Source organism: Micromonospora polyrhachis, from assembly GCF_014203835.1.
GTDB classification, from domain to species: Bacteria; Actinomycetota; Actinomycetes; order Mycobacteriales; family Micromonosporaceae; genus Micromonospora_H; species Micromonospora_H polyrhachis.
Map to the genome: position 1 here is coordinate 3630196 of NZ_JACHJW010000001.1, position 24564 is coordinate 3654759.

17 protein-coding genes are annotated in these 24564 nt (G+C 69.9%); 9 read left to right on the forward strand and 8 right to left on the reverse strand.

Going from position 1 to position 24564, the window contains the following annotated elements; genetic code table 11:
• Positions 1–21: 21 nt before the first annotated feature.
• Positions 22–1200, forward strand: a complete 1179-nt coding sequence (locus FHR38_RS15815; protein WP_184535392.1) for a MarP family serine protease — start codon at positions 22–24, stop codon at positions 1198–1200.
• 6 nt (positions 1201–1206) lie between these two features.
• On the opposite strand, the gene mycP is transcribed toward FHR38_RS15815, so the two are convergent.
• Positions 1207–2628, reverse strand: coding sequence for a type VII secretion-associated serine protease mycosin (mycP, locus tag FHR38_RS15820; protein WP_312882176.1), 1422 nt, complete (start codon positions 2626–2628; stop codon positions 1207–1209).
• Between the two features lie 87 nt (positions 2629–2715).
• On the reverse strand, positions 2716–6747 hold the full coding sequence (eccCa, locus tag FHR38_RS15825; RefSeq protein WP_184535393.1) for a type VII secretion protein EccCa: 4032 nt from the start codon (positions 6745–6747) through the stop codon (positions 2716–2718).
• 194 nt (positions 6748–6941) lie between these two features.
• On the opposite strand from eccCa, the gene eccD reads away from it, so the two are divergent.
• On the forward strand, positions 6942–8372 hold the full coding sequence (gene eccD / locus FHR38_RS15830; RefSeq protein WP_184535394.1) for a type VII secretion integral membrane protein EccD: 1431 nt from the start codon (positions 6942–6944) through the stop codon (positions 8370–8372).
• 81 nt (positions 8373–8453) lie between these two features.
• Here eccD and FHR38_RS15835 read toward each other — a convergent pair whose 3' ends face one another.
• Complete coding sequence (locus tag FHR38_RS15835) at positions 8454–8957, reverse strand: inorganic diphosphatase (RefSeq protein ID WP_184535395.1); 504 nt, start codon at positions 8955–8957, stop codon at positions 8454–8456.
• A gap of 1357 nt (positions 8958–10314) precedes the next feature.
• Here FHR38_RS15835 and dacB point away from each other — a divergent pair.
• The 6 genes from dacB to folE all read left to right on the forward strand — a co-directional run bounded on the left by dacB (position 10315) and on the right by folE (position 17903).
• Positions 10315–11727 carry a D-alanyl-D-alanine carboxypeptidase/D-alanyl-D-alanine endopeptidase gene (gene dacB / locus FHR38_RS15840; RefSeq protein WP_376771408.1) on the forward strand — a complete coding sequence of 471 codons (1413 nt, stop codon included), beginning with the start codon at positions 10315–10317 and terminating at the stop codon, positions 11725–11727.
• A 58-nt stretch (positions 11728–11785) separates the two neighbouring features.
• Positions 11786–12856 carry an Rv3626c family coenzyme F420 biosynthesis-associated protein gene (locus tag FHR38_RS15845; protein ID WP_184535397.1) on the forward strand — a complete coding sequence of 357 codons (1071 nt, stop codon included), beginning with the start codon at positions 11786–11788 and terminating at the stop codon, positions 12854–12856.
• Between the two features lie 10 nt (positions 12857–12866).
• Positions 12867–13874, forward strand: coding sequence for a tRNA lysidine(34) synthetase TilS (gene tilS / locus FHR38_RS15850; RefSeq protein ID WP_184535398.1), 1008 nt, complete (start codon positions 12867–12869; stop codon positions 13872–13874).
• A gap of 182 nt (positions 13875–14056) precedes the next feature.
• Entirely contained in the window at positions 14057–14632 is a 576-nt protein-coding gene (gene hpt / locus FHR38_RS15855) for a hypoxanthine phosphoribosyltransferase (protein WP_184535399.1), read from the forward strand.
• 554 nt (positions 14633–15186) lie between these two features.
• A complete protein-coding gene (ftsH, locus tag FHR38_RS15860) occupies positions 15187–17199 on the forward strand; it encodes an ATP-dependent zinc metalloprotease FtsH (RefSeq protein ID WP_184539729.1) in 2013 nt (670 codons plus the stop codon).
• Positions 17200–17237: 38 nt separating this feature from the next.
• Complete coding sequence (gene folE / locus FHR38_RS15865) at positions 17238–17903, forward strand: GTP cyclohydrolase I FolE (protein ID WP_184539731.1); 666 nt, start codon at positions 17238–17240, stop codon at positions 17901–17903.
• Positions 17904–17942: 39 nt separating this feature from the next.
• On the opposite strand, the gene FHR38_RS15870 is transcribed toward folE, so the two are convergent.
• Positions 17943–18698, reverse strand: a complete 756-nt coding sequence (locus FHR38_RS15870) for a hypothetical protein (RefSeq protein WP_312882179.1) — start codon at positions 18696–18698, stop codon at positions 17943–17945.
• Positions 18695–21406: an FtsK/SpoIIIE domain-containing protein gene (locus FHR38_RS15875; protein ID WP_184535400.1), complete on the reverse strand. Its 2712-nt coding sequence runs from the start codon at positions 21404–21406 to the stop codon at positions 18695–18697. The genes FHR38_RS15870 and FHR38_RS15875 overlap by 4 nt, the downstream gene beginning before the upstream one ends.
• A gap of 255 nt (positions 21407–21661) precedes the next feature.
• On the opposite strand from FHR38_RS15875, the gene FHR38_RS15880 reads away from it, so the two are divergent.
• Positions 21662–22219, forward strand: a complete 558-nt coding sequence (locus FHR38_RS15880) for a hypothetical protein (RefSeq protein ID WP_184539735.1) — start codon at positions 21662–21664, stop codon at positions 22217–22219.
• Positions 22220–22240: 21 nt separating this feature from the next.
• Here FHR38_RS15880 and FHR38_RS15885 read toward each other — a convergent pair whose 3' ends face one another.
• Genes FHR38_RS15885 through FHR38_RS15895 form a run of 3 tightly spaced genes read right to left on the reverse strand, consistent with a single transcriptional unit; the run spans position 22241 to position 24563 of the window.
• On the reverse strand, positions 22241–22855 hold the full coding sequence (locus FHR38_RS15885; protein ID WP_184535401.1) for a hypothetical protein: 615 nt from the start codon (positions 22853–22855) through the stop codon (positions 22241–22243).
• A complete protein-coding gene (locus tag FHR38_RS15890) occupies positions 22852–24021 on the reverse strand; it encodes a M23 family metallopeptidase (protein ID WP_184535402.1) in 1170 nt (389 codons plus the stop codon). Before FHR38_RS15890 ends, FHR38_RS15885 begins: the two co-directional genes overlap by 4 nt.
• Positions 24018–24563, reverse strand: a complete 546-nt coding sequence (locus tag FHR38_RS15895) for a hypothetical protein (RefSeq protein ID WP_184535403.1) — start codon at positions 24561–24563, stop codon at positions 24018–24020. Before FHR38_RS15895 ends, FHR38_RS15890 begins: the two co-directional genes overlap by 4 nt.
• Position 24564 lies beyond the last annotated feature (1 nt).

Genomic DNA, 24564 nt, shown 5'->3' on the forward strand with positions numbered 1-24564 from the left:
GTTCCCCCGTACCCTGGACCCGTGTCCGCGGTGGATGTCGTCCTGCTCCTGCTCATGCTGCTCTTCGCGATCAGCGGCTATCGCCAGGGTTTTGTCATTGGCGTACTGTCCTTCAGCGGGTTCTTCCTTGGTGCGCTGATTGGTCTGCAACTCGGCCCGCTGATCGCCCAACAGTTCACCGGGCCCTCCGCCCGGGTGGTCGTGGCGCTCATTACGATCTTCGGCTTGGCGGTGCTCGGTCAGGCGTTGGCCGGCTGGATCGGCTCGCATCTGCGACACGCGATCACCAGTCGTACCGGTCGTAAGATCGACGACGTTGGTGGCGCGTTCGTGTCACTGGTCGCGGTACTGCTTGTCGCCTGGCTGGTGGCTGTCCCGCTGGGCTCCTCGTCGCTGCCCTGGTTGGCCAGTTCGGTACGCAACAGCGCCCTGTTGACCACGGTGGACCGGGTGCTGCCCGCCCAGGCGCAGGCGTTGTCCGATGCGTTGCGGGACACCGTCGACACCAATGGCTTCCCGAACGTCTTCGAGGGGCTGACACCGACCCGGGCCCGGGAGGTCGCCCCGCCCGACCCGGCGCTGGCAGGTTCGCCGGTGGTGGCCAACGGGCGACGGTCGGTGGTCAAGGTGCTCGGCGCCGCGCCGAGCTGTTCGCGTCGGATCGAGGGTTCGGGCTTCGTCTACTCGCAGGACCGGGTCATGACCAACGCGCACGTGGTTGCCGGCACCCGGACCGTCTCCGTCGAACTGGACGGCCAGCGGCACAGCGGCCGGGTGGTCGTCTACGACCCGGACCGCGATCTGGCCGTGATCTATGTTCCGGGCCTGTCGGCGCCGGTGATGCGGTTCGCGTCCCGCCCGGCACCGATCGAGGCGGATGCCATCGTGCTCGGCTTCCCGCTCGACGGCCCGTACAACGCGCAGTCCGCGCGGGTTCGGGACGTAGACGAGATCACCGGGCCGGACATCTACGAGTCCGGCAACGTGACCCGGGAGATCTACACGATTCGCGCCCTGGTCCGTAGCGGCAACTCGGGCGGTCCGCTGGTCGCACCCAACGGCCAGGTGCTTGGCGTGATCTTCGCGGCGGCGGCGGACGACCCGAACACCGGCTTCGCGGTCACGGCAGACGAGGCGAAATCGGTCGCCGAGGCGGGCACCGCACGCACCGCCGGCACGGGGACCGGCAACTGCACCTGACCCGGGTCAGCGTCTCGCCGGACGACCTCGGTTCGTCGAGCGGCGGGATCGGCGGAGTACCAGGACGCTGCCGAGGAGCAGGGCGACGAAGAGCGCGCCGCCGCCCCAGAACCGTTCCGGGGTCTGCCCGGCGGTGGAACCTGCCGGTCGAGCCGCCCAACTGTGCTGGTTGGCCGGCCCCGGCATGCCGAGTTGGTCCGGCTGACGCTGGGTGGGTTCGAGCGACGTCTCCATGTGTGGGGCTCGGCCGAAGCCCGACACGCCGGGGGACAAATTGTCGTCGAGCGGGTTGCGGGCCTGCTTGGCAACCTCACCACTCAGCGCGGCAACCGGGTCGACCAGGCCGAAGCCGAAGCGGTCATCGCGGCCGGCGGGCCCCAGGTCGCGGGCGGTCTCGACGAGCCGGCTCACCACACTGCCCGCCGACATGTCGGGCCACTTGGCCCGCAACAGCGCCGCCGATGCGGCCACCAGGGGGGCGGCGAAGCTGGTGCCCTGCACCCGCCAGTAGCCGCCGGGTCGGGCACCGGTCAGCCCGGTCGCCGGTGCGGTCAGTACGGTCTCGGAGCCGGTGATCGAGCCGGACCAGAGCCGGTCGGTGTCGCTCTCCAGGCCGGCCACCGCGATCACACCTGGTTCGCGGGCTGGGTACCACACCGTGCTGTTCGAGGATGTCGTCAGGTTACCGGTGCAGGCGATGACGACCACGTTCCGAGCGAACGCATAGTCGAGGGCGGCGGCCAACGCCGCGCTGTCCCCGGAGCCGCCCAGCGACAGGTTGATCACTTGGGCCCCGTGGTTGACCGCCCAGAGCACCCCCTTGGCGACGATCAGCGCGTCGTCGTAACGGTTCTTCTCGTCCAACACCCGCACCGGAAGGATCTTGGCCTTCGGCGCCAGCCCCACCACTCCGCGCTTGTCGTCGGCCCGGCCGGCGATGAGTGCGGCCACGGTCGTACCGTGCCCCACCGGGTCGGACCGGCCGTCGCCTCCGGACGGATCCACCAGGTCGATGCCGGGTAGCACCTGACCGGCCAGATCGGGATGCGAGGCGTCCACACCGGAGTCGATCACGGCCACGGTGACCCCCTGCCCGGTCGACATCCGCCACGCGGCCTTGGCATCCAGCTTGTCGAGCTGCCACTGCTGTTCGCGGACCGATTCGGTACGCACCGGCATGCCCACCGGCTCAGCCGGTGTGAGCCCGAGGGCCGAGGTGTGTTGTGTTGGCGTGAGTCCGAGGGCCGAGGTGTGTTGTGTTGGTGTGAGTCCGAGGGCCGAGGTGTGTTGTGTTGGTGTGAGCCCGAGGGCCGAAGCGAGTGCTGGAGCCGGCCCGGCGAGGGCGGTGGAGACGCCGACGACGGCGGCCAGCGTCGCCCCGGCAATCCGTCCGACGACACTCCGACCCTGGTACGACAGCCCTGTCACAGTTCGGCCATTCACCCCGGTAGACACGTGATGCACGGAGATTACCGCGTCCACCTGTGCCAGACGGAGCGATTGGGAATGACTGAATCAGGATGCCGGCAGATGCGCCAGTTGGATCAGTCGTACTCCTTCCTTGCGGGTCACCAGCCGCCCACGACCCGGTGGCAGCGGACTCGGGCGGACGTTGCCGACCAGCGCGCCCTCGTCGGCGTTACCGGACATCACCAGGCCCGGTGAGGACAGTTCGCGCAGCCCTTGGATGATCGGCTCGTAGATGGCCCGGGCGGCGCCGCCAGCACGGCGGGTCAGCACCAGGTGAAGACCGACGTCGCGGGCCTGCGGAAGGTACTCCGTCAGGGCCTGTAACGGGTTGGCCGGTCCCGTGGCCACCAGGTCGTAGTCGTCGACCAGTACGAACAGCTCCGGGCCGGTCCACCAGGACCGGTCCTTCAACTGCGCCGGCGTGACATCCGGGCCGGGCAGCCGGCGCTGCATGTAACCGGCAGCCGACTCGATGAGGTCGGTGGTTCCGGCGGCTGCCGTGCCGTAACCGATCAGGTGCTCGCTCTGGATCGCACCGAGCAGGCTACGCCGGTAGTCGACCACGATCACCCGGGCCTGCTCCGGCGTGAACCGGTCCGTGATCGACGTGGCCAGGGCCCGCAGGAACGACGACTTGCCACACTCGGCGTCGCCGAAGAGGACGAAGTGCGGTTCGGAGGCGAAGTCGATCGACACCTGCCGCAGGTCGGCCTCGGCGATGCCGATCGGAATGCGCAGCCCGTCGGTCTCGGCCAGCTCCAACGCGGTGTACGGCAGCACCGGCGGCAGTAGCCGTACCCGGGGGGCGGGTGCCCCGGTCCAGCCATCCGCGACCGCCTTGACCACTGCCGACGTTTCCCCGCCGAGCCCGGCCAACTCGGGCAGGGCGGTCAGGAAGTGCAGGCTTTCGGCGGTGATGCCCCGACCGGGCGTCTTCTCCGGCACGTTCGCCGCCGCCCGGCGGGACACGACCGAATCCGTCGGGTCACCCAGGCGTAGCTCCAGTCGGGAGCCGAACAGGTCGCGGATCGCCGGGCGGAAGTCCATCCACCGGGCGGCGGTGGCGACCACGTGTACCCCGTATGACAGGCCCCGGGTGGCGATGTCGGTGACCAGGGGCTCCAGGTCGTCGTACTCGCCTCGCAGGGTCGACCAGCCGTCGACGATCAGGAACACGTCGCCGAACGGGTCGGCCGGACCAGTCGGGTTACCCGCCGCGCGCCGTTTCCGGTACACCGAGATCGACTCCACGCCCGACTCGGCGAAGCGTCGTTCCCGGTCGGCGAGCAGGGTGGCGACCTCGCCGACCGTACGCCGGACCACCGTGCTGTCCAGTCGCCCGGCCACCCCGCCGACGTGCGGCAGGTCGCGGAGGCCGGTCAGCGACCCGCCACCGAAGTCCAGGCAGTAGACCTGTACCTCGGCCGGGGTGTGGGTGAGGGCGAGACCGCAGATCAGCGTACGGAGCAGCGTGGACTTGCCGCTGAGTGGAGCGCCGACCACGGCGACGTGTCCGGCGGCCCCTTCAAGTTGCAGCCACAACAGGTCGCGGCGCTGCTCGAAGGGCTTGTCGACCAGGGCGACCGGCACCTGGAGGGCGCCGTGCAGTTCCGGGTTGCCGAAGGTCAGCCCGCGTGCCGGGTCGAGGGCGACCGGGCCGAGCAGTTCGTCGAGCGTCGCCGCCTGGCCCAGCGGGGGCAGCCAGACCTGGTGGGCCGGTGGCCCCTGCCCGACCAACCGGGCGACCAGTACGTCGAGCAGGCTTTCGCCGGTTGCCGACTCCGCCGCGTCGTCGTCCGGGCTGACCGGTGCTGCCACCGGTTCGGGGATCGGTACGAAGTGGGTCGAATAGGAGAGCAGTCGAGGGGCGCCCGGTTGCCCGGGACCGCCGGACGCGCCCGCGCCGGTGCGCTGGAATACGCCGGAAACGTACGCGGCCTTGAACCGGACCAGCGGCTCGGTGCCGAACTTCAGGTAACCGTGGCCGGGAGAGCGGGGCAGCTCGTAGGCGTCGGGCACGCCGAGCACCGTCCGGGACTCCAGCGACGAGAAGGTCCGCAGACCGATCCGGTACGACAGATGGGTGTCCAGCCCGCGCAGCCGGCCCTCCTCCAGGCGTTGGGAGGCGAGCAGCAGATGTACACCGAGCGACCGACCCAGCCGGCCGATCTGGACGAAGAGGTCGATGAAGTCGGGTTTCGCGGTAAGCAGTTCGGAGAACTCGTCGCAGATGATCAGCAGGGACGGTAGCGGGGCGAGAGTCCCCCCGCTGGCACGCGCCTTCTCGTAGTCCCGGAGGCTGGCGAAGTTGCCGGCCCGGCGCAGCAGCTCCTGCCGACGGATCAGCTCGCCGTTGATCGCGTCGACCATCCGGTCCACCAGCGGCAACTCGTCGGCGAGGTTGGTGATCACCGCTGCGGTGTGCGGCAGCCGGTCCAGCGAGGCGAACGTCGCGCCGCCCTTGAAGTCGATGAGTACGAAGTTGAGCGTCTCGGAGGAGTGCGTCGCCGCCAGGGCGAGCACCAGGGTACGAAGCAACTCGGACTTGCCGGAGCCGGTGGCCCCGATGAGCAGCCCGTGCGGACCCATGCCGTCCTGGGCGGATTCCTTGAGGTCGAGTTCGATCGCCCCACCGTCGGAGCCGACCCCGATCGGCACCCGCAGCCGGTCCCGGTTGGCCCGGGGCACCCAGCCCTGTGCCGGGCTGAAGCTCTCCGGGTCACCGACGCCGAGCAGCTCGGCCAGCCCCATCTCGGTGGTCAACGGCGCGTCGGACGCCTTCGAGGCGGCGGCCAACCGCAGCGGGGCGAGTCGACGCGCCACCGCCTCGGCCTCGACGACGCCCAGTTGGTCCGGTACGCCCACCTCCACCGGACCGTCCATGGAGAGAGTGCCGAGTCGGCCGCCCCGTACGTCCAGCGCCAGGGTCGACCGGTCCAGCAGGCGGGGTGGCGGGTTGTCCAGGTCGATGATGGTGACCGCGTCGATGCCGCCGTCGCTGACCAGATGGGAGGCGCCGGTCAGGTCCCCGCCGTCGAGGACGACCACGACGTGCGGCCCGTCGGTCGCCGGTCCGGCCGCACTGAACCGGGACCTGCTCCCCAGTACGTCGTCGAGTAGCTTCTCCAGGTCGGCCGCCGCGCTGGTGACCAGGCGTACCGGACCGAGCGCGTCGGTGAGCGTCGGGTGCTGGGCGTGTGGCAACCACTTGACCCACTCCCACCGGTCCCGGCGCTCGGGACCGGTGCAGACCGCGATCAGCAACTCGTCCGGAGCGTGGAAGACCGAGAGTTGGGTCAGCATCGCCCGGGCCAGCGCCTGTGCGTCGGCGGAGCCGGCGTGTCCGCCGGTGCCGTCGGTCCCCTGCGCCACGCCGATGGCTCCCAGCAGCGCGCCCGATGCCGGGTTGCGCGTGGCCGAACCGGTGACGAAGACCCGGGCGAAGCCCCGGAGGGAGAGCGCCACCGGCAACGCGGGCACCACCGAGTACGCGTCGAGGAACCGGCGCAGCGCCCCGGCCGTCATCGGTTCGAGGTCCTCCAGCGGTCGGGTGACCGGCGGCACCAGGGGGGTGGCGAGGGTCTGCGGGCCGACCCCGATCCGGACCACGCCGAAGTCCGGGTCCCCCGGGCGACGTTCCCAGACCCGATGACTAGCCACAGTGGACCATAGTTGGGCTGGATCTGGGTGCCGGTAGAAGAGACCGGCCTTCTGCTTGGCCGCCGTCTCCCGGACCCGACGGCGCAGGGTGGCGAGGTGACGCAGGTATTCGCGTCGGGCCGCCATCATCTCCGACTTCTTCGGCGAGCCCGAGGCGCTGCCCCAGGAGGTGGCCAGCATGGCGAGAGAGGAAATGCCGAACATCGCCCCCACCACATAGGAGTAGGTGCCCCCGCCCCGGCCGAACATCATCGCCATAGCGACGGAGCCACCCAGCATCGGCAGGAGCATCAGCGCCTGTTGCCAGCGGCTGCCGGTGGTGGCGGGAATCTCCGGCGGTGCCTCGACGGCGAGTTCCCCGATCGGAATCTCCGGCGCTGGTCGGCGTGGTGGCCGCTTGATGACAACACTGCTCACGCCAGCCCGCTCCTGACCGTGTCCATTGTGTCCTCCTCTACGGCCGTACCGGTAGATCATCCACCGGTCGGCCCCGGCCCGTCCGGCGGCTCGCGTCGCCATACCCTCACGCTCCGGTGAACGGGCCCGGCCCATGGTAGGTAGAGTTCGGTCGTCCGCGCAGCCTCGGTTGCCGACGTAATGGAGGATCGTCAATGAGTACCGGGCTCGCCCGTGTCACGATCAGTGCCCCGGAGCGGCGGTTGGACGTTGCCTTGCCGGAACAGGTATCCCTCGCGGAACTGCTGCCCGAGGTGCTCCGACACGCTGGTGAAGGGCTGGCCGACGAGGGCGAACGACACGGCGGCTGGCTACTGCGCCGCGCGGACGGAGCGGTGCTGTCGACCGGCCAAGCCCTACTACCCCAGGGCGTACGCGACGGCGACGTGCTGCACCTCGTACCCGCTCGGGCGCAGTGGCCCGAACTCGAATACGACGACGTCGTGGAAGCGATCGCTGACGGGGCCCGACGACGGGGCAGCGCCTGGTCCGGTCCGGCGACCCGCTACGCCGCTCTGGGCGGTGCCGGCGTCGCGCTCGCCGCCGGACTGTTCGCCGTACTGGCCGGCGGGGTGGACTGGCCGGCAGGAGCGTACGCCTCGCTCGGCATCGCCGTACTACTCGCGCTCGCCGGGGTGGTGGCCTCCCGGGCGTACGGGGACGCGCCGGCCGGCACCGCCCTCGGCGGCTTCGCGATGCCGTACGCCTTCGCCGGTGGCGCACTGCTGGTGGCCTCCGGCGATCCGGTCGGGGTGTTCGGGCCGATCCGCTGGCTCGGTGCACCCGAACTGCTGGCCGGCTCGGTGGCGCTCCTGCTGATGGCAGTGCTCGGCCTGATCGGGGTGGCCGCCGGGCTGCGGCTGTACGCGGCCGGTGTGGCAGTCGGCCTGCTCGGCGCGGTGACCGCACTGGCCGGGCTCTTCCTGTCGGCTGCCGGAGCTGCGGCGATCCTGCTCTCCGTGCTGGTCTGCGCGATCGGCACGCTGCCGCTGCTGGCGATCCGGTTCGGCAAACTGCCGATGCCACCGATCACCCTGCCGACCGGTGACCAGTCGGCAGTCGGTGCGGACGGGGAGCCAGTCGATCCGCTGGCCGCCGCCCGGGAACGACCCGAGCGGCGTCGGGTGTTCGCCGCGGTGGCGCGTACCGAGGAGTTGCTGACCGGAATGCTGATCGGGCACGCGGTGCTCGCCGCTGGGGCAGCCGCCGTGCTCGTCACGGTGGGCGGCTTCTCCGGCCGCATTCTCGTGGCGGTCTCCGCCGCGGCGTTACTGCTGCGGTCCCGCCTCTTCGTGACGGTGCGCCAGCGGGTGCCGCTGGTAGCCGCCGGCCTGGCCAGTCTCGCCGTACTCGGCGTGGCCCTGGCCGCGCGGGCCGAAGAGAACGCTCTGTTACTGCTGGCGGTGGGCGGGCTGGTGGTGGCCCTGGTGACGGTAGTGGCTGCGGCGACCTACTCGCGCCGACCCCCGACGCCGTACCTGGGGCGGGCCGCCGACATCATCGACACCCTGATGGTCGTCTCGGTGGTGCCGGTGGCATGCGCGGTACTGGGCCTCTACGCACGCGCCCGGGGTCTGCTTGGCTGAGCGACACCCCGGGCGGGTCGAGACACGCGAACCGGCCGTCGGATCGGCAAAGCGACCGACGACCGGTTCGGGTAGATCAGGTCAGTGGCCGCCTTCGCTCTGCTCGGCCTCCTGCTGACGGCGGTACGACGCCCGGATCTCCGCTTCGGCCTCGGTACGGCCCACCCAGGTGGCACCTTCGACCGACTTGCCGGGTTCGAGGTCCTTGTACACCTCGAAGAAGTGCTGGATCTCCAGCCGGTCGAACTCGCCGAGGTGGTGGATGTCCCGCAGGTGCTCCTGCCGGGGGTCCTCGAACGGGACGCACAGGACCTTGTCGTCGCCGCCCTTCTCGTCGGTCATCCGGAACATTCCGATGGTGCGGCACCGGATCAGGCAACCTGGGAAGGTAGGTTCGGGTACCAGCACCAGGGCGTCCAGCGGGTCGCCGTCCTCGCCCAGGGTGCCCTCGATGAAGCCGTAGTCCGCCGGGTACTGGGTAGAAGTGAAGAGTGTGCGGTCCAGCCTGATCCGGCCGGTCGCGTGGTCCACCTCGTATTTGTTGCGGTGACCCTTAGGGATCTCAACCGTCACGTCGAAATCCATCTTCACGCTCCCTCGTTTGCCCACGCTGGCTAACGGAACTACCACCAACCGGACAAGTGTTGATCCACTCGCTTGAACCGGTCGCCGCATAGTGTTCGGACCAAAGTAGTGTCGCCTAAGCCGATTTTTGCGCGGTGGGGAGGGTGTAGTGGCGAGGGAAGATTCACACTCTGGCCCCGAGGGTGATCCTCGGCCGCCGGCAGCTACATCGCCCCAAAAGGGGGATGACCAGCCGCAGCCGCCGACATCGGAGCTACCAGAGAACGATACGTCCAGTGATCCGAGCGCTGGCCCAGACCCGGATGTCCCGGGTCCGGATGCGGAAGAGCCGACTCCGCCCGCTGGTCAGGTCGAGGCGGATGCGGATGCGGACGGTGACGTTACTCGGCCGATCCCGTCGGTTGAGCCGCCCGTGCCGGCTGGCCCGGTCGCCGGGCCGACCCCGCCGGTTGAGCCGACCCCGCCGGTTGAGCCGGCCGCCCCGGTTGAGCCGCCGGCCCCGGTTGAGCCGCCCGTGCCGGTTGGCCCGGTTGCCGGGTCGACGCCGCCGGTTGAGTCGTCGGTGGTTGCGGATGATGACGCCACCGAGTCGCTGTCGCCGGTAGCCCCGTCGTCGTCGGTTGAGGCGTCGGTGGCTGCGGAAGAGTCGAGCCCGGCTGCCGGTCAGGTGGAGGCGGACGCGGACACGGATGATGACGTTACTCGGCCGATCCGGTCGGTTGAGCCGGCGGACGCGGACACGGACGCCACGCGGCCGATTCCGTCGGTTGAGCCGCCGGCCCCGGTTGGCCCGGTTGCTGGGTCGATGCCGCCGGTTGAGTCGTCGGTGGTTGCGGATGATGACGCCACCGAGTCGCTGTCGCCGGTAGCCCCGTCGTCGTCGGTTGAGGCGTCGGTGGCTGCGGAAGAGTCGAGCCCGGCTGTCGGTCAGGTGGAGGCGGACGCGGACACGGACGTCACACGGCCGATTCCGTCGGTTGAGCCGGCGGCCCCGGTTGGCCCGGTTGCTGGGTCGACCCCGCCGGTTGAGGCGTCGGTGGTTGCGGAAGAGCCGAGCCCGGCTGCTGGTCAGGTCGAGGCGGACGATGAGGTTACCCGCCCGATTCCGTCGGTTGAGCCGTCCGCGCCGGCTGTCCCGGTTGCTGGGCCAATCCCGCCAGCGCCTCCGCCTCCGCCTGTATCGGTGCCCTCGCCTCTGGCAGGTTCGCCGTCGCTGCCGTCGCTGCCGTCGCTGCCGTCGCTGCCGTCGCTGCCGCCTCCGCCTCCGCCACCGGCTGGGCCACCGGTTCCCGCTGTCGACAGCGTGCCCTCTCTGCCGTCGCGTGCGAGCGGTCGCACCAAGCTCCTAGCCGTACTCGTGCCGGTACTCGTTCTGGCCCTGGCGGCGGTCAGCCTGGTAATTGTTCGGCCCGGTCCGATTGCGGGTTGGTGGGGCTCCGGCGATCGCTCCCCGGCCATCATCGAACTGGGGGAGCCCACCCCACCGCCCGTGCTGGCGAACGTGCCGGACAACGCGCCGATGCCGACCCCGGCCGGGATTCGCGCTGCGATCGACGCCCTGGTCACCGGCTCCGCCCTCGGCAGTGAGGTGAACGTGTCGGTGCTCGATGCGCTTACCGGGGAGTCGCTCTATGTCCGGGGCGGTGACGTGCCGACCGTACCCGCCTCCACGACGAAGCTGGCCACCGCCGTTACGGTGCTCGCCACCCGGGGACCGGCGTACCGGATCACCACGCGCGTGGTGGCCGGAGCCGAACCGGGTGAAGTAGTGATCATCGGGGCCGGTGACCCCACCCTGGCGGTCAACGGCACGGGCAGCTATCCCGGTGCCGGCCGACTCGACCGCCTGGCAGAGCAGGTGAAACAGGCGCTGGGTGGGACCGTGCCGACTAAGGTCACCGTCGACTCCTCCCTCTATTCCGGGCCGACCTACGAACCCGGCTGGGACGCCGACATCCCGACCGGTGGCTACGGGGCGGCGATGACCGCCCTGATGACCGATGGCGCCCGACTCGATCCCAAAAAGTCGACCAAGGGGGCCGCGCGAACGCCCGTACCGGACCTAGCGGCGGGAAAGTCCTTCGCCAAGCTTCTTGGTCTCCCGGCTGCCCAGGTCAAGGCGGTGAGCCGGGGAACCGCGCCGCCGGCGAACGGCTCGACCGCCCCGCCGACCGCGGGCACCGGCCCGATCGAGCCCGGTACGGAGTTGGGGCGGGTGCAGTCCCCGCCGATCATCCGGATGGTCGACTTCATGCTTACCGACAGCGACAATGTGGTCGCCGAGGCGCTGGCCCGACAGGTGGCGCTGAGCCGAGGACAGCCCGCCTCCTTCGTGGGTGGGGCGGCGGCGATGGACGTAGTGCTCGCCGAGTTGGGGCTGCCGGCCGACCAGAGTGACCTGGCCGACGGTAGTGGCCTGTCCCGCAGTAACCGGGTGACCCCGGAACTGCTGTCCCGGCTGCTGGTCATGGTTGCCAACGGGCAGCACCCCGAGCTGACCGGCCTGGTCAATGGCCTACCGGTGGCGGGCTGGTCCGGCACACTCGATGACCGCTTCGGCGTGGCGGCCAGCCGGATGGGAGCCGGGGTGGTCCGAGCCAAGACGGGGACCCTCTCCGGTGTGCATGCCTTTTCCGGCCTGCTCACCACTGCCGACGGGCGGTTGCTCGCGTTCACCGTGCTGGCCAACAAGGTGCCGGTCGGCAGCGATCAGGCCCAGCCGATCCTGGACCGGCTGGCCGCGACGCTGGCCGCCTGCGGCTGTCGCTGACCCGGCGCGGCGACCGCGAGCCCGGGTGGGGTTGTGCGGGCGCGGGTACGGTGGGTCCATGGCGCAGTTCGTGGACTGGGATCTGGCCACCGCCACCGCTGGGGCGCTGGCTAAGTCGGGCCCTCGGGTCTCCTATGACGAAGCGACGGAGGTCGTGGCCGACCTGCGTCGACTGACCGACGAGGCAGCCGAGCACGTGGCGGCGTACACCGGACTGCGGTCCCAGGTCGAGCATCCGCCGGTGCGGGTGGTCGACCGACGGGACTGGGCGGCTACCAACGTTGCCGGCCTCCGTCAGGTGATCACTCCGCTGGTCGGCCGACTCACCGGCGACAAGCAGCCGGGTGCGCTCACTGACGCGATCGGTTCCCGGCTGACCGGGGTGCAGGCCGGGACGGTGTTGGCCTACCTTTCCGGCCGGGTGCTCGGTCAGTACGAGGTCTTCTCCGCCGACCCGGGCCAGCTGCTACTGGTGGCACCGAACATCGTCGAGACCGAGCGGAAGTTGGCTGCCGACCCGCACGACTTCCGGCTCTGGGTCTGCCTGCACGAGGTGACCCACCGCACCCAGTTCACCGCCGTACCGTGGCTGCGCGGCCACTTCCTCGGCGAGGTGCAGGCGTTCGTCGACGCGTCGCAGGCCGGCGGGGAGAATTTCCTGAACCGACTGCGCCGTGGGGTGGCCACCCTGGCCGAGGCGATCCGCGACCCGGAGAGCCGGACCAGCGTCCTGGACATCGTGCAGACCCCGGGGCAGCGGGCCGTGCTCGACCGGCTGACCGCGTTGATGACGCTGCTGGAGGGGCACGCGGAGTTCGTCATGGACGGCGTGGGGCCGGAGGTGGTTCCCAGCGTCGAGGAGATCCGGGCCAAGTTCAACCGTCGGCGGGAGGCAGGCAACCCGCTGGAGAAGGCGATCCGCAAGCTGCTCGGCGTGGACGTCAAGATGCGCCAGTACGCCGAGGGGCGCAAGTTCGTCCATGGGGTCGTGGACCGGGTCGGCATGACCGGGTTCAACAAGATCTTCAGCTCGCCGCTGACCCTGCCCCGGCTGACCGAACTGGCTGACCCGGACGCCTGGGTGACCCGGGTGCACGGCCCGGTCGCCCCGATGTCGGACGCCGACTGAGCCGGTCAGCATGGCCCGGCTTGCGGCATCCGTCGCCGCCATCCGCGTCGCGGTCCGCCGGACCCTGACCCGGGTACGCCCCAACGGGCCGGTCCTGGTCGCCTGTTCCGGCGGTGCCGACTCACTCGCCCTGGCCGCGGCAACGGTGTTCGTGGCTCCTCGGCTGGGTCTGCCCGTGGGGTTGGTGACCGTCGACCACGGCCTGCAGGCCGGCTCGGCGCAGCGTGCCGCTGCCGTGGCGAAGTGGGCCACCGAGGTGGGCTTCGCCCCGGTCGAGGTGGCCGCCGTGACGGTCGACGGCCGGTCTGGAGGTCCGGAGGCGGCGGCCCGCGAGGCCCGCTACCAGGCCCTGACCGAGGTCGCCCGCCGGTATGGGGCAACCGCCGTACTGCTCGGGCACACCCGCGACGATCAGGCGGAGACGGTGCTGCTGGCGCTGGCCCGGGGTGCCGGTCCGCGAGGGCTGGCCGGCATGCCGGTCGAGCGCGAACTGGACGGCACCCTCCTGCTCCGCCCGCTGCTGGAGGTCGGTCGGGAGCAGACCCGCGCGGCGTGCGCGGTTCTCGACCTCACTGCCTGGGAAGACCCGCACAACAGCGATCCGGCCTACACCCGTGCCCGGGTACGTGGCGACCTGATGCCGGTGGTGACCCAGGTCCTGGGGGCCGGGGCGGTGGACAACCTGGCCCGTACCGCCCGGCTCGTCGCCGAGGACAATGCCGCCCTGGACGTGATCGCCGCCGCCGCGCTCGACACCGTCCGTACCGATGACGGGCTGTCCGTATCGGGGTTGGTGGGACTGCTGCCGGCGATCCGTACCCGGGTCCTGCACGCCTGGTGCCGGGAGTTGGGGGCGTTTCCGGCCGCGCTGTCGTCCCGCCACGTCGCGGCGCTCGATGCCCTGGTGACCGACTGGCACGGCCAGGGTCCGGTTGCCCTGCCGGGTGGTGGTCGGGTGGCCCGGCGGGGCGGCGAACTCGTCGCCGGCGCCCGGCCCGATCCGACTACGCCTCGGTAATTGCTGCTTAGCGCATAGTTGTCGCAGATAGCCTTGTTTCATGGCGAATTCGCCCGTAGTTCGGAATCCTCGTCCGCCAGTCCGGCCCGCAGTCGGTGGGGAGCCGGGCGCGCGAGGTTACGACTGCGACAACATGCCGCCCCGCCGACAACCCGCTACCGGCATACGGCAGGCTAGGCATCATGGCTGACGGCTCCTGGTACGACGCCGACATCGATCATGTGATCATCTCTGAGGAGCAGATCCGCGAGAAGACCGCAGAACTCGCTAAGCAGGTGTCGGCCGACTACGCATCGGTTGAGGACGGACTGCTGCTGGTGTGTGTGCTCAAGGGCGCGGTCATGTTCATGGCCGACTTCGCCCGGGCGTTGGGCCGGCACGGTCCCCCGGCCGAGTTGGAGTTCATGGCCATCTCCTCGTACGGCCAGGGCACCACTTCCTCCGGGGTGGTACGGATCCTCAAGGACCTCGATCGGGACATCGCCGGCCGCCACGTCGTGGTGGTCGAGGACATCGTCGACTCCGGGCTGACCCTGTCCTGGCTGCTGCGCTATCTGAAGTCCCGGTCGGCGGCCAGTGTCGAGGTGGTGGCGCTGTTCCGTAAGCCGGACGCGGTCAAGGTTTCGGTGCCGGTCAAGTATGTCGGCTTCGACATCCCGACCGAGTTCGTCGTCGGCTACGGACTGGACTTCGGTGAGCGTTACCGTGAACTGCCCTTCGTCGGTGTCCTCAAGCCGGAGGTCTACGCCCGGCCCTGAGCGGGTCGGCTCTGGTCGACCTTGAGCGGGTCGGCCCTGAGCGGGTCGGCTCTGGTCGGGTCGGCCCTGAGCGGGTCGGCTCTGGTCGGGTCGACCTTGAGCGGGTCGGCTCTGGTCGGTTTGAGAAGCGGTCCTGAGTAGTGGTCCCGGGGCGGGATGTCCGATCCTTCCCCGGCGCACTCCCGGGAAATGTGGAGCGGACGTACAGCGCGCTTTCAGGAAGGCCGGCTAACGTGTGTGTGGGTGGCGAGGGTGCCGCCCTCGGTACCGGACCTTCCGCCCCTGTTTGACCGGATGGGGTCGTGGGCCGGTGCGAACCGCGTGGCTCGAAGGTCTTGCTCACGTTCTGTGGCGGTGGTGGCCCAGGCTAGTCGCCCCGGAGCGCTCGCTCCTCGCATTCACGGTGTACCGTCGAATGACCGCGGCGCGGTTGTGTGAGCGTCGGGGTTGCGGCCGGCCGACAGGGCGGCCACGACTACCGCTACGCGGTGAATCAGCCAGACGGTCAGGACGTCGATCAGGAGGGTCCGGGCGCTGCGGCGCTCGACAACAGTATGGAACGTACGCGTTTCTTCCGCCGCCCGGTGGTCTGGATCATCCTGGTGATCATCGGTGCGATAGCGCTCAGCTCGTTCTTCACCGGCGGCCCGAGCTACCACAAGGTCGACACCTCTGTCGCCCTCGATCAGCTCAACAAGGGTGACATCAAGAAGGCGATCTTCCAGGACAAGGAGCAGACGCTCCAGCTCGACCTGGCCAACAAGGCCAAGTTCGGTGACACCGAGACCGACCGGATCCAGGCCCAGTTCCCCTACGAGGTGGGCGACGAGGTCTGGAACCAGGTGCTGGCGGCCAAGGCAGCCAACCGGATCACCGGCCCGGCCGACACCGAGGTCTCTGGCGACAACGTCTTCCTGACCCTGCTGGTCAACCTACTTCCGATCGCCGTCCTGGTGATCCTGCTCCTGCTGTTCATGTCGCAGATGCAGGGCGGCGGCTCCCGGGTGCTCAACTTCGGCAAGTCCAAGGCGAAGGTGATCACCAAGGACACCCCGAAGACCACCTTCGCGGATGTGGCCGGCTCGGAGGAAGCCGTCGAGGAGCTGCACGAGATCAAGGACTTTCTCCAGAACCCGGCTAAGTACCAGGCCCTCGGCGCCAAGATCCCCAAGGGTGTGCTGCTCTTCGGCCCGCCCGGTACCGGTAAGACCCTGCTGGCCCGTGCGGTCGCGGGCGAGGCCGGCGTGCCGTTCTACTCCATCTCCGGTTCCGACTTCGTCGAGATGTTCGTCGGTGTCGGCGCGAGCCGAGTCCGGGACCTGTTCGAGCAGGCCAAGGCGAACGCCCCCGCCATCGTCTTCGTCGACGAGATCGACGCGGTCGGCCGGCACCGGGGCGCGGGCATGGGTGGCGGCCACGACGAGCGTGAGCAGACGCTCAACCAGCTGCTCGTCGAGATGGACGGCTTCGACACCAAGGGCGGCGTCATCCTGATCGCCGCGACCAACCGGCCGGACATCCTCGACCCGGCGCTGCTGCGTCCGGGCCGGTTCGACCGGCAGATCGCGGTGGACACCCCGGACATGGAGGGCCGCAAGGCCATCCTCCGGGTGCACGCCAAGGGCAAGCCGTTCTCGCCCGACGTCGACCTCGACGCGGTGGCGCGGCGTACCCCCGGCTTCACCGGTGCCGACCTGGCCAACGTGATCAACGAGGCGGCACTGCTGACCGCCCGTTCCGACAAGCGGGCGATCTCCAACGACTCGCTCGAAGAGTCGATCGACCGGGTCGTCGCCGGACCACAGCGCCGTACCCGGGTGCTGAGCGACCGGGAGAAGAAGATCACCGCGTACCACGAGGGTGGTCACGCGTTGGTCGCCTGGGCGCTGCCGCACTCGGCACCGGTGCACAAGGTGACCATCCTGTCCCGCAGCCGTTCGCTCGGGCACACGCTGGTGCTGCCCACCGAGGACAAGTACACCCAGACCCGGGCCGAGATGGTCGACACCCTGGCCTATGCGCTGGGCGGCCGGGCGGCGGAGGAGCTGATCTTCCACGAGCCCACCACCGGTGCCGGCAACGACATCGAGAAGGCCACCGCACTGGCCCGCGCGATGATCACCCAGTACGGCATGAGTTCCAAGCTCGGTGCCATCAAGTACGGCACCAGCGGCGACGAGCCGTTCCTGGGCCGCAGCATGGGGCACGAGCGGGACTACTCCGACGTGGTGGCCGCCGAGATCGACGGCGAGGTGCGTGCGCTGATCGAGCTGGCGCACGACGAGGCCTGGGAGATCCTGGTCGAATACCGGGATGTCCTGGACAACATCGTGCTGGAGCTGATGGAGAAGGAGACCATCTCCCAGTCCGACATGGCCCGCATCTGCGCTCGGGTGGTCAAGCGTCCGCCGATGGCACCGTACAACGGCTTCGGCAAGCGTCAGCCCTCCACCGAGCCGCCCGTGCTGACGCCGGCCGAGAAGGAGGCGCTGAAGGCGCAGGCCGCAGCGGATGGTGCGCAGGCCATCATCGGCGGCCCGAACAGCAATTCGGACGGTACGCACTGACCGGCGACCAGGCGACCGGGGGCCCGGAGACGGTGCCCCTGGTCGCCTCGTCCACGGAGCCGGACGGCGATGATGTCCTGGACTATCTCGCCGCCCGGTTGGTGAACGGGAAGCTCAGCGGCCGGCCCGTCGAACAGACCGTGGACCTTGACCGGATCGCGAGGGCGGTACGGGAGATCCTGATCGCGGTCGGCGAGGACCCCGACCGCGACGGGCTCGTCCAGACCCCGGCCCGGGTGGCCCGTGCGTACGCCGAACTCTTCGCCGGGCTACGCGTCGACCCGACCCAGGTACTCACCACCACCTTCGAGGCCAACCACGAGGAACTGGTGGTCGTCCGGGACATCGACGTGATGAGCCTCTGCGAGCACCATCTGCTGCCGTTCCGGGGCGTCGCGCACATCGGCTACATCCCGGGGCCGAACGGGCGGATCACCGGCCTGTCGAAACTGGCCCGGTTGGTCGAGGTCTATGCCCGCCGCCCGCAGGTGCAGGAACGGCTGACCGCGCAGATCGCCGACCTGCTGATGGCCCAGCTCGACCCGCGCGGCGTGATCGTAGTGCTGGAATGCGAGCACATGTGCATGGCCATGCGGGGCATCCAGAAGACCGGGGCGAAGACCATCACCTCGGCAGTCCGGGGTCTGTTGCAACGGGACGCGAAGTCGCGGGCCGAAGCCATGTCCCTGATCATCCACTCGTAGCCAGGAAGCGGTAGACCCCGCTGCCGCTGGCCGCGGATCTCACGCCAGCAGGCTCAGTACCCCGGCCCCCAGGCAGACGAGCAGGGCCGGTGCCAGGCACACCAGAGCACCGGCCAGGGGTGTCCGGTCCACCCGCGAGACGCTGCCACTGGTTTCGAAGAGCACCCCGACCGCGAGCCAGCCCGCCCCGAATGCGGCGACCGGCAGGAGTAGCCCGGCCAGGCCAGCGACGAGCAGCAGCCAACCCCCGTCGGCCAGTACGAAGAGCGCCACCTGCCCCACGAGGGCCAGGAGGGCGAACGGGACGTATCCGGTGAGGTTACGTACCCACGCGGGCCAGTGGGCGGCGATCTGACCGAGGAAGCCCAGCCCACCCGCTCCGGTGATTCGTACCTCCGCCGCGCCGGCAGCGGCCCGGGCGCGGCGGAGCGCCGTCAGCACCGCCGCTGGACCCGCCGACACCTCCTGGGCGGTCGCGGCCAACTCCGGCACCGTTGGCTGGAGTTCCGCCTCGGGTATCCCCAGACTGCGTAGCCGGGACTGTTGCGGCACCAGCCGCGCCCGTACCTGGGTCAGCTCCTCGCGGGCAGCCTGCACCGACCGGGCCTGCTCGCCCGCTGCGGTGGCCGCCGCCTGCCGGACCGCGTCCAACCGCTGTGCCGCAGCCAGATAGTCCGCCCAGGCCAACGCGGTCGGATCGCCGTTGACGCCAACCGGCTCGACCGGCTCGACCGGCTCCGGCTTGCCGGCCCGGGCCGTGGGCACCTTCTCGGACCCGATGGGACGCCCTGTCACGACCGGCCTCCCACTGTCGCGTGACCGGGTGAGATCAGACCGACGGGGGTCCGATCGTCGGCGGGGTCGCTGAACGGGATGATGATCGTCGTCTGGTCGGTCTGGCCATCCCACAGCAGCGCCCGGTCGGGGCGCGGTCGCCAATCGACCGGGCGACCCAGCAACAGCCCCACCTCCGCTCCCGGTACGTCGAAGAAGAGCATGCCGGCGATCTCCTCCCGGGCCCGGCCGTCGAGATCGTGGTGGAGCCGCTGCGGCTGCCGCCACCACGAGAGCAGATGTACGTTTCGAGCCGGGCCCTCGTGTAACAGGGTGGACGGCAACCCGGCCGGCAGGGTATCCGGGGGAAGCCCGTCCATGCCGAAGACCACCAGATAGCCGGGCTGGTCGCCGGTGAGTGCCTCGGCCAGCCCGGAAGCGTCCACCATTATCGCCTCCTGCCACTGACGCAGGTCGCCGACGAGAATGCTCGCCACCTCCGCCGTCTCGGGAGTTGGCGACATGACGACGAACCGGGCGCTTCCCGGTGCATGGTGGGCAGCGACGCTGCGGGCCGCCGCGCCGAGGGTCGCCGCTGCGGCGCGACTCGTTCCGAGAATGGCCAAATGTCGCCCGGCCACCGGTCCGAGTGGAACGGTGGCGGTGGTGACCGCCAGGTCGACCGTACGACCCAGCAGGGCGGCTGGCTCGGCCGGCACGGTCGGCCGCGCAGCGGAGGCTGGTTGCCCAGACGAGGTGTCCACTGATCCGTCCACATCGGCCAGCAGTGTCCGGTACGTCGGATCGTCGGCGAGGCGGTGGTGCGCGTACCCGGCGAAGACTGTCGGTGCCGGACTGTCGGCCGGACGAGCCGTCCACAGGCGGTGCCGCAGTTCGGTGAGCGTGGCTGGGGCGGCGCGCGGGTCGGGGAAACGGACCACCCGCTCGTGGCCTCGCGTGGCCCCGCGTGGCCCACCCAGTCCGCCAGCCGTGTTGACCACCGCAGCACCCAGCGGCAGGCCCACCGCCGCGTCGTTGGTCGGCTCGAGCACCTCACCTCCGCCCGGGAGGGCGACCCGAACCGGGAACTGGCCGAAGAGGTTGTCCCGAGGGGAGTACGACAGCGAACCACCGAGCGGTGTTCGGCCGGCCAGGATCAGGTGGATGCCGTACCCGCGTCCGGTGCGGGCCAGCCGCTCCAGTAGGTCGTTCGCCTCGCTGGTGAGCTGATCGTCCAAGCTGGTCAGGACCGGGAACCCGGCGAGCACGCACAGGATCCGGGGAACTGGCGGCACCGGGTCGGTGGTGTGGTCTGGCGGGTCTGTGGTGTGGTGCGGTGCCAGGCCCGTGGGGTGGTGCGCAGGCTTCGTCGACCGGCGGGTCAGTTCGGTGTCGAGTTCCCGGAGTACGGCGAGGCCGTACGTCCGGTCGGCCTCCACCCCGGCGGCCCGTACGTGCGGCAGCCACGAGGAGTCCCGCTCGTCCGGCAGGAACTCGCTGAAGGACACGCCCTCGGCGAAGTCGACCAGGTAGATGGCCAGTGCCTCAGGGGAGTATCGGGTACAGAGCCCGTAGACCATGTTGACCAGGAAGGCGCTCACGCCCGAACCGGGACGGCCACCGACCAACCAGTGCGGGGTCAGCTCGTCGAATCGCAGCGTCACCGCCCGGTCGCCGGCCAACCCGACCGTGGTGACCAGGCCATCGCTCGGGTCACCGGTCCAGAGGTCGTCGCCCTCGTCGGGTAGTAGGTCGGCCAACCGGAGGTGCGAACCGGCGTCGAGGCGTACGGCCAGCTCCCGGCAAACCCGGTCGATCAGGTGTGCCGGTGGGTCCTCGTCCAGGAAGACCGGCGAGTTGAGTCCGATGGCGGTCGGTTGGGGGGACGTTCCGCCGAACGAGGCCCCGGGTGGGTTGCCCACCAGTGCGTACGGGTTGCGTAGCGCCACCATTGTGGCGTGCGACAGCGGCGGTTGGGTGGTCTCCTCGGTCAGCGGTGGTGGCGGCCAACCCGCGACGATCAGGTGTAGGCCGGCGGCCGGACCGTCCTGCGCGAGGGCGGCGATCCTGGCCAGGTCGGCCCCTTCGGTCAGCTCGGGCAGCGAGGCGATCACCAGCAGTAGGGTGTGGTCGCGCCGATGGTGCCGAGTGGCAGCGGGTCGGGCCGGGCGGATCCACCCTTCCGCCTCGGCCAGAACGGCCCGTAGGCCGGTCCGGTCGGCCGCCGGGGGTGGCATCAGGCCGGCGGCGGTCAGGGGAGTGAACGGAGCGAAGAGCAACCCTGAGGTGGCGGCGTCCACCCCGCGTACCAGTAACGAGCCGGCGGGCGCGGCGGCGAGTAGCCGGAGCAGTATCGAGCGGACGAGCCCGGCGACGCGGGGATCCCGGGTGTCGGCGTCGGTGGTGAGGTGACCGGTGCCGAGCAGCGGCACCACCGCGGGGAACCGGGCATCGTCGAGGGGTTGGGCGGTGCCGATCCGGACGAACGCCGGCAGGCCAGGTCCGCCCAGCGGGGTGTCCTCCGACTGTGCGTCCAGCGGAGCACCCAACCACCCGGGCACCAGTACGGCGGCAGCGGCCCGTAGCCGTTCGGCGAGATCGTGCTGCTCCCGCTGGTCGGCGGGGGCTGGCCGGGTGGCGTCGAGCGCGCTGGCCGCTGCGGTGGCGGCGGCCGCCGCCTGTCGGTGCAGGGTGACGGCGTGACTCATCCGTGCCTTCAAGCCGGCCATCGCACCCTCCACCTTGACTCGGCCTGTCACGCCCACCGCAGGTCAACCGACATGTTCTGGCCCGACCAGATGCTGCTGAGACTGTGACGGTAACCCAGTGCAGACGCATCTTCGCGGACGCGCGGCACCGGCCGGAATTCGGCCCTGTTGGTTCAACCGTAAATCATATGACTTGCCGGATTTCAGGCTAGTTTCCGACCTTCCCGAGGCATTGGGTACGGGAGCGTCAACGGATAGCCTCAGGGAGTGGAATCAGTGCACCCTCCCGCCGGTTCCCAGGTGTCTCGCGTACCTACCCAGCGGACACCGCCAGATCAGGTCGTGCCTGTCCCGGTCGCCCCACCACCCGCCCCGCGCAAGAGTCGGCTGCGGCTGATCCTGGCGGTGGTCGGTGGGGTGGCGGCCCTGCTCTGCCTGAGCGGAGTCGCGGTCGGATACGTCCTCTACGACAACGCCACCGCACCCGACCGTAGCGCCCCCGACGTCGTGGTGGACAACTATCTTCGTGCCTTCCTCGTCGACCGGAACGACGTGCAAGCCAGCCAGTACACCTGCCCAGACACCTCGGCCCTGACCGAGTTGCGGAATCTGCGAACCGATCTGCAGGAACGTGAGCAACGATTCCAGACGACCTTCAGAGTGTCCTGGGGCAGCCTTCAGGTCAGAAGAGACGGTAACGCCGCCGAGGTGCGGGTAAACCTGAGCATTTCGACCGTGCTTAACAATATCCCGCAGAGCGATCGGCAACCGTGGCGCTTCGTGACCCATCTCGATGACGACTGGCGGGTGTGCGAGGCGGGCCGGGCGGCCTGACGATAGGGCTACGTAAGCTCGCTACTCCAGCCAGAGCAGATGTACTGGTACTTCCAGAGTGGTGGGCGGCTGGCCACTCCATGCCCAGCGATACCACTCCATCTCCCCGGTTACGCGTACGCAGATGTCCCCCTCCGCGCCGGTATAGACCTCGGTCACCGCGCGAAGGTCCCGGCGTTCGGTGGCCTCGACGATCTGCACCACCCGTCGGCCGGAGACCGAACCCGCCTCCATCACCGGTAGCGGCGGACGGTGCACCGGGGCGTCGAGCGATACCAGCCGGGACAACAGATCGGAACGGGAAGGCGTGGCGGCAGCCATGTCATCGTTCCGGCCGAGGGTCTCCACCCATACCCGGTCTGCGGGGACCAGCGGGGCGAAGACCTCGACCTGCTCGGCTTCGGCTCGGTACCACTCGTGCTCGGCGATGACCGGCACATACGTCCGACTGCCCTGTACGACCTTCTCGTCGGCGCGTAGGTCAGCCCGCCAGCCCAGGCCGGGCAGACCGACGAGGACGCGCTGTCCCCGCAACTCCACTCGTCCGCTCGCCGGGACCGGGACGATCGGACGCGGCGGACGAGGCGCCCAGTCGGGTTGGTCGGCGAACGGATCCGGGATCTGCTCGAAGTTCATCGCCCAGCGTTCCGTCGTGCCCCACTGCCCCTGATGAGCGGCGCGCCTCGCTCCCGCATGAACGGCGCCGGGTTGGTGGCGCCGTGCTTGCTGCGGTCACCCCGCAGGTGCACCTCGAAGTGCAGGTGCGGGCCGGACGAGTTACCACTCGATCCGACCTCGCCGATTACCTGTCCCGCCTGCACCATGTCGTTCTTGTCAACTCTCGGCTTTCGCACCATGTGGCAGTACCGCGTGATGATGCTGTTGGCGTGCAGGATGTCGACGAACCAGCCACAGCCACCCTTGCCGGGGTGGCCGTCGACATTGCAGGTCTCTCGCCCGTACTGGTCCGGGTCACACCGAGAGACGATCACCCGGCCGCTGGCGGCCGCGCGAATCAGGGTGCCCTTGGGGGCGGCGATGTCGACACCCTGGTGTGACGGCCGGCTGGCGGTGCGGAATCCGGAGCCGACTCCTCCCGGGATCGGAGCCGTCCACCCGGATGATGCGATCTTTCCGTTGTCGGCGGCGCAGGCGCCGTCGTTTCGATCGATGGTCACCCGCGCTGCCCCGTTGGCCAGGGCGTTGACGATCTGGGTGGCGATCGGCTCGTGCTTGGCGTAGGCGTCCGGGAAGGCGCTGATCTGCACCCGCTGGGCGGCATCGGTCAGCGTCCGCTTTTCCCAGCCGGGAACCTTCTTCAGCTTCTCGTAGAACTTCCTTGAGGTGTAGGCCGGGTCCTGCAACTGGGCTGGGGTGCCCCACCCCTGGCTGGGACGTTGCTGGAACAAGCCCACCGAATCGTGGTCGTTGCGGCTCCCGAGGTGCGGCAGGTTGGACAGCGACGATTCCTGGATGGCGGTGGCAACGGCGATCACCCAGCCCCGAGGCGGGATGGACATCTCCTTGCCGACCTTGATGATGATCGCCGCGTTGCGGATCTTCGTCGGGCCGTAGGGGCCGATCCGGGGAAGGTTGCCGTTGACGTTGACGATGTTGCCCCCACCGCAGCCGAGGCTGTTCGTCACCGGGGTGTCCGACTCGCTGCCCAACTCGGTCAACAGGAGGGTGCCGGTGCCGCCCGTACAGCAGAGCAGCGCCAGCGCCGCGGTCAGGGTGACCGCGAGGACCGCCGGGCGTTTCACCCGGCGGGTACGGGGGGTAGCCCCGGGCAGACCAGTCATGAGCGCTCCCAGTCCACGGCATCGACCAGCCACTGTCCATCCTGGCTCACCAACTCCAGTCGGAGTTGGCCAGTATCCACCGCCATCGTCACCTCGACGAACCTCTCGGTCTGCGGGATGACGACCGGCTCGCCGGTTAGCCGCTGGGCCGGCACCGTGACCGGATCGACACCGGTCAGCTTCTCGGTCAGGGTGCTGGTCGAGAGCGGCCGAAGTGCGGCCTGCCACTGCTCAGCCGAAACCCCTCCGTGGGCCAGCCAGGCGGTGGCAAATCGGCGGGCCACCACCTCGGGTGCGGTTGCGCCCGGTTTGGTCGCCGGCGAGGGCGGGGCTGTGGCGTTGGCGCCATCGTCACCCTCGTTCGGGTCCACCGTGGAGATGGGCCGGGTGGGGTGACCAGTCAGGTCCGACCCGAGACCGATCGGGCCGGCGAGCAGCCGAGCGGCTCCGACGATGCCGAGTACCACTACGACGATTACCAGAGCAATGCCGAGGCGCGACCGTAGGACCCGGGTAGTGAGGAATGCGATGGCGCGTTTCATT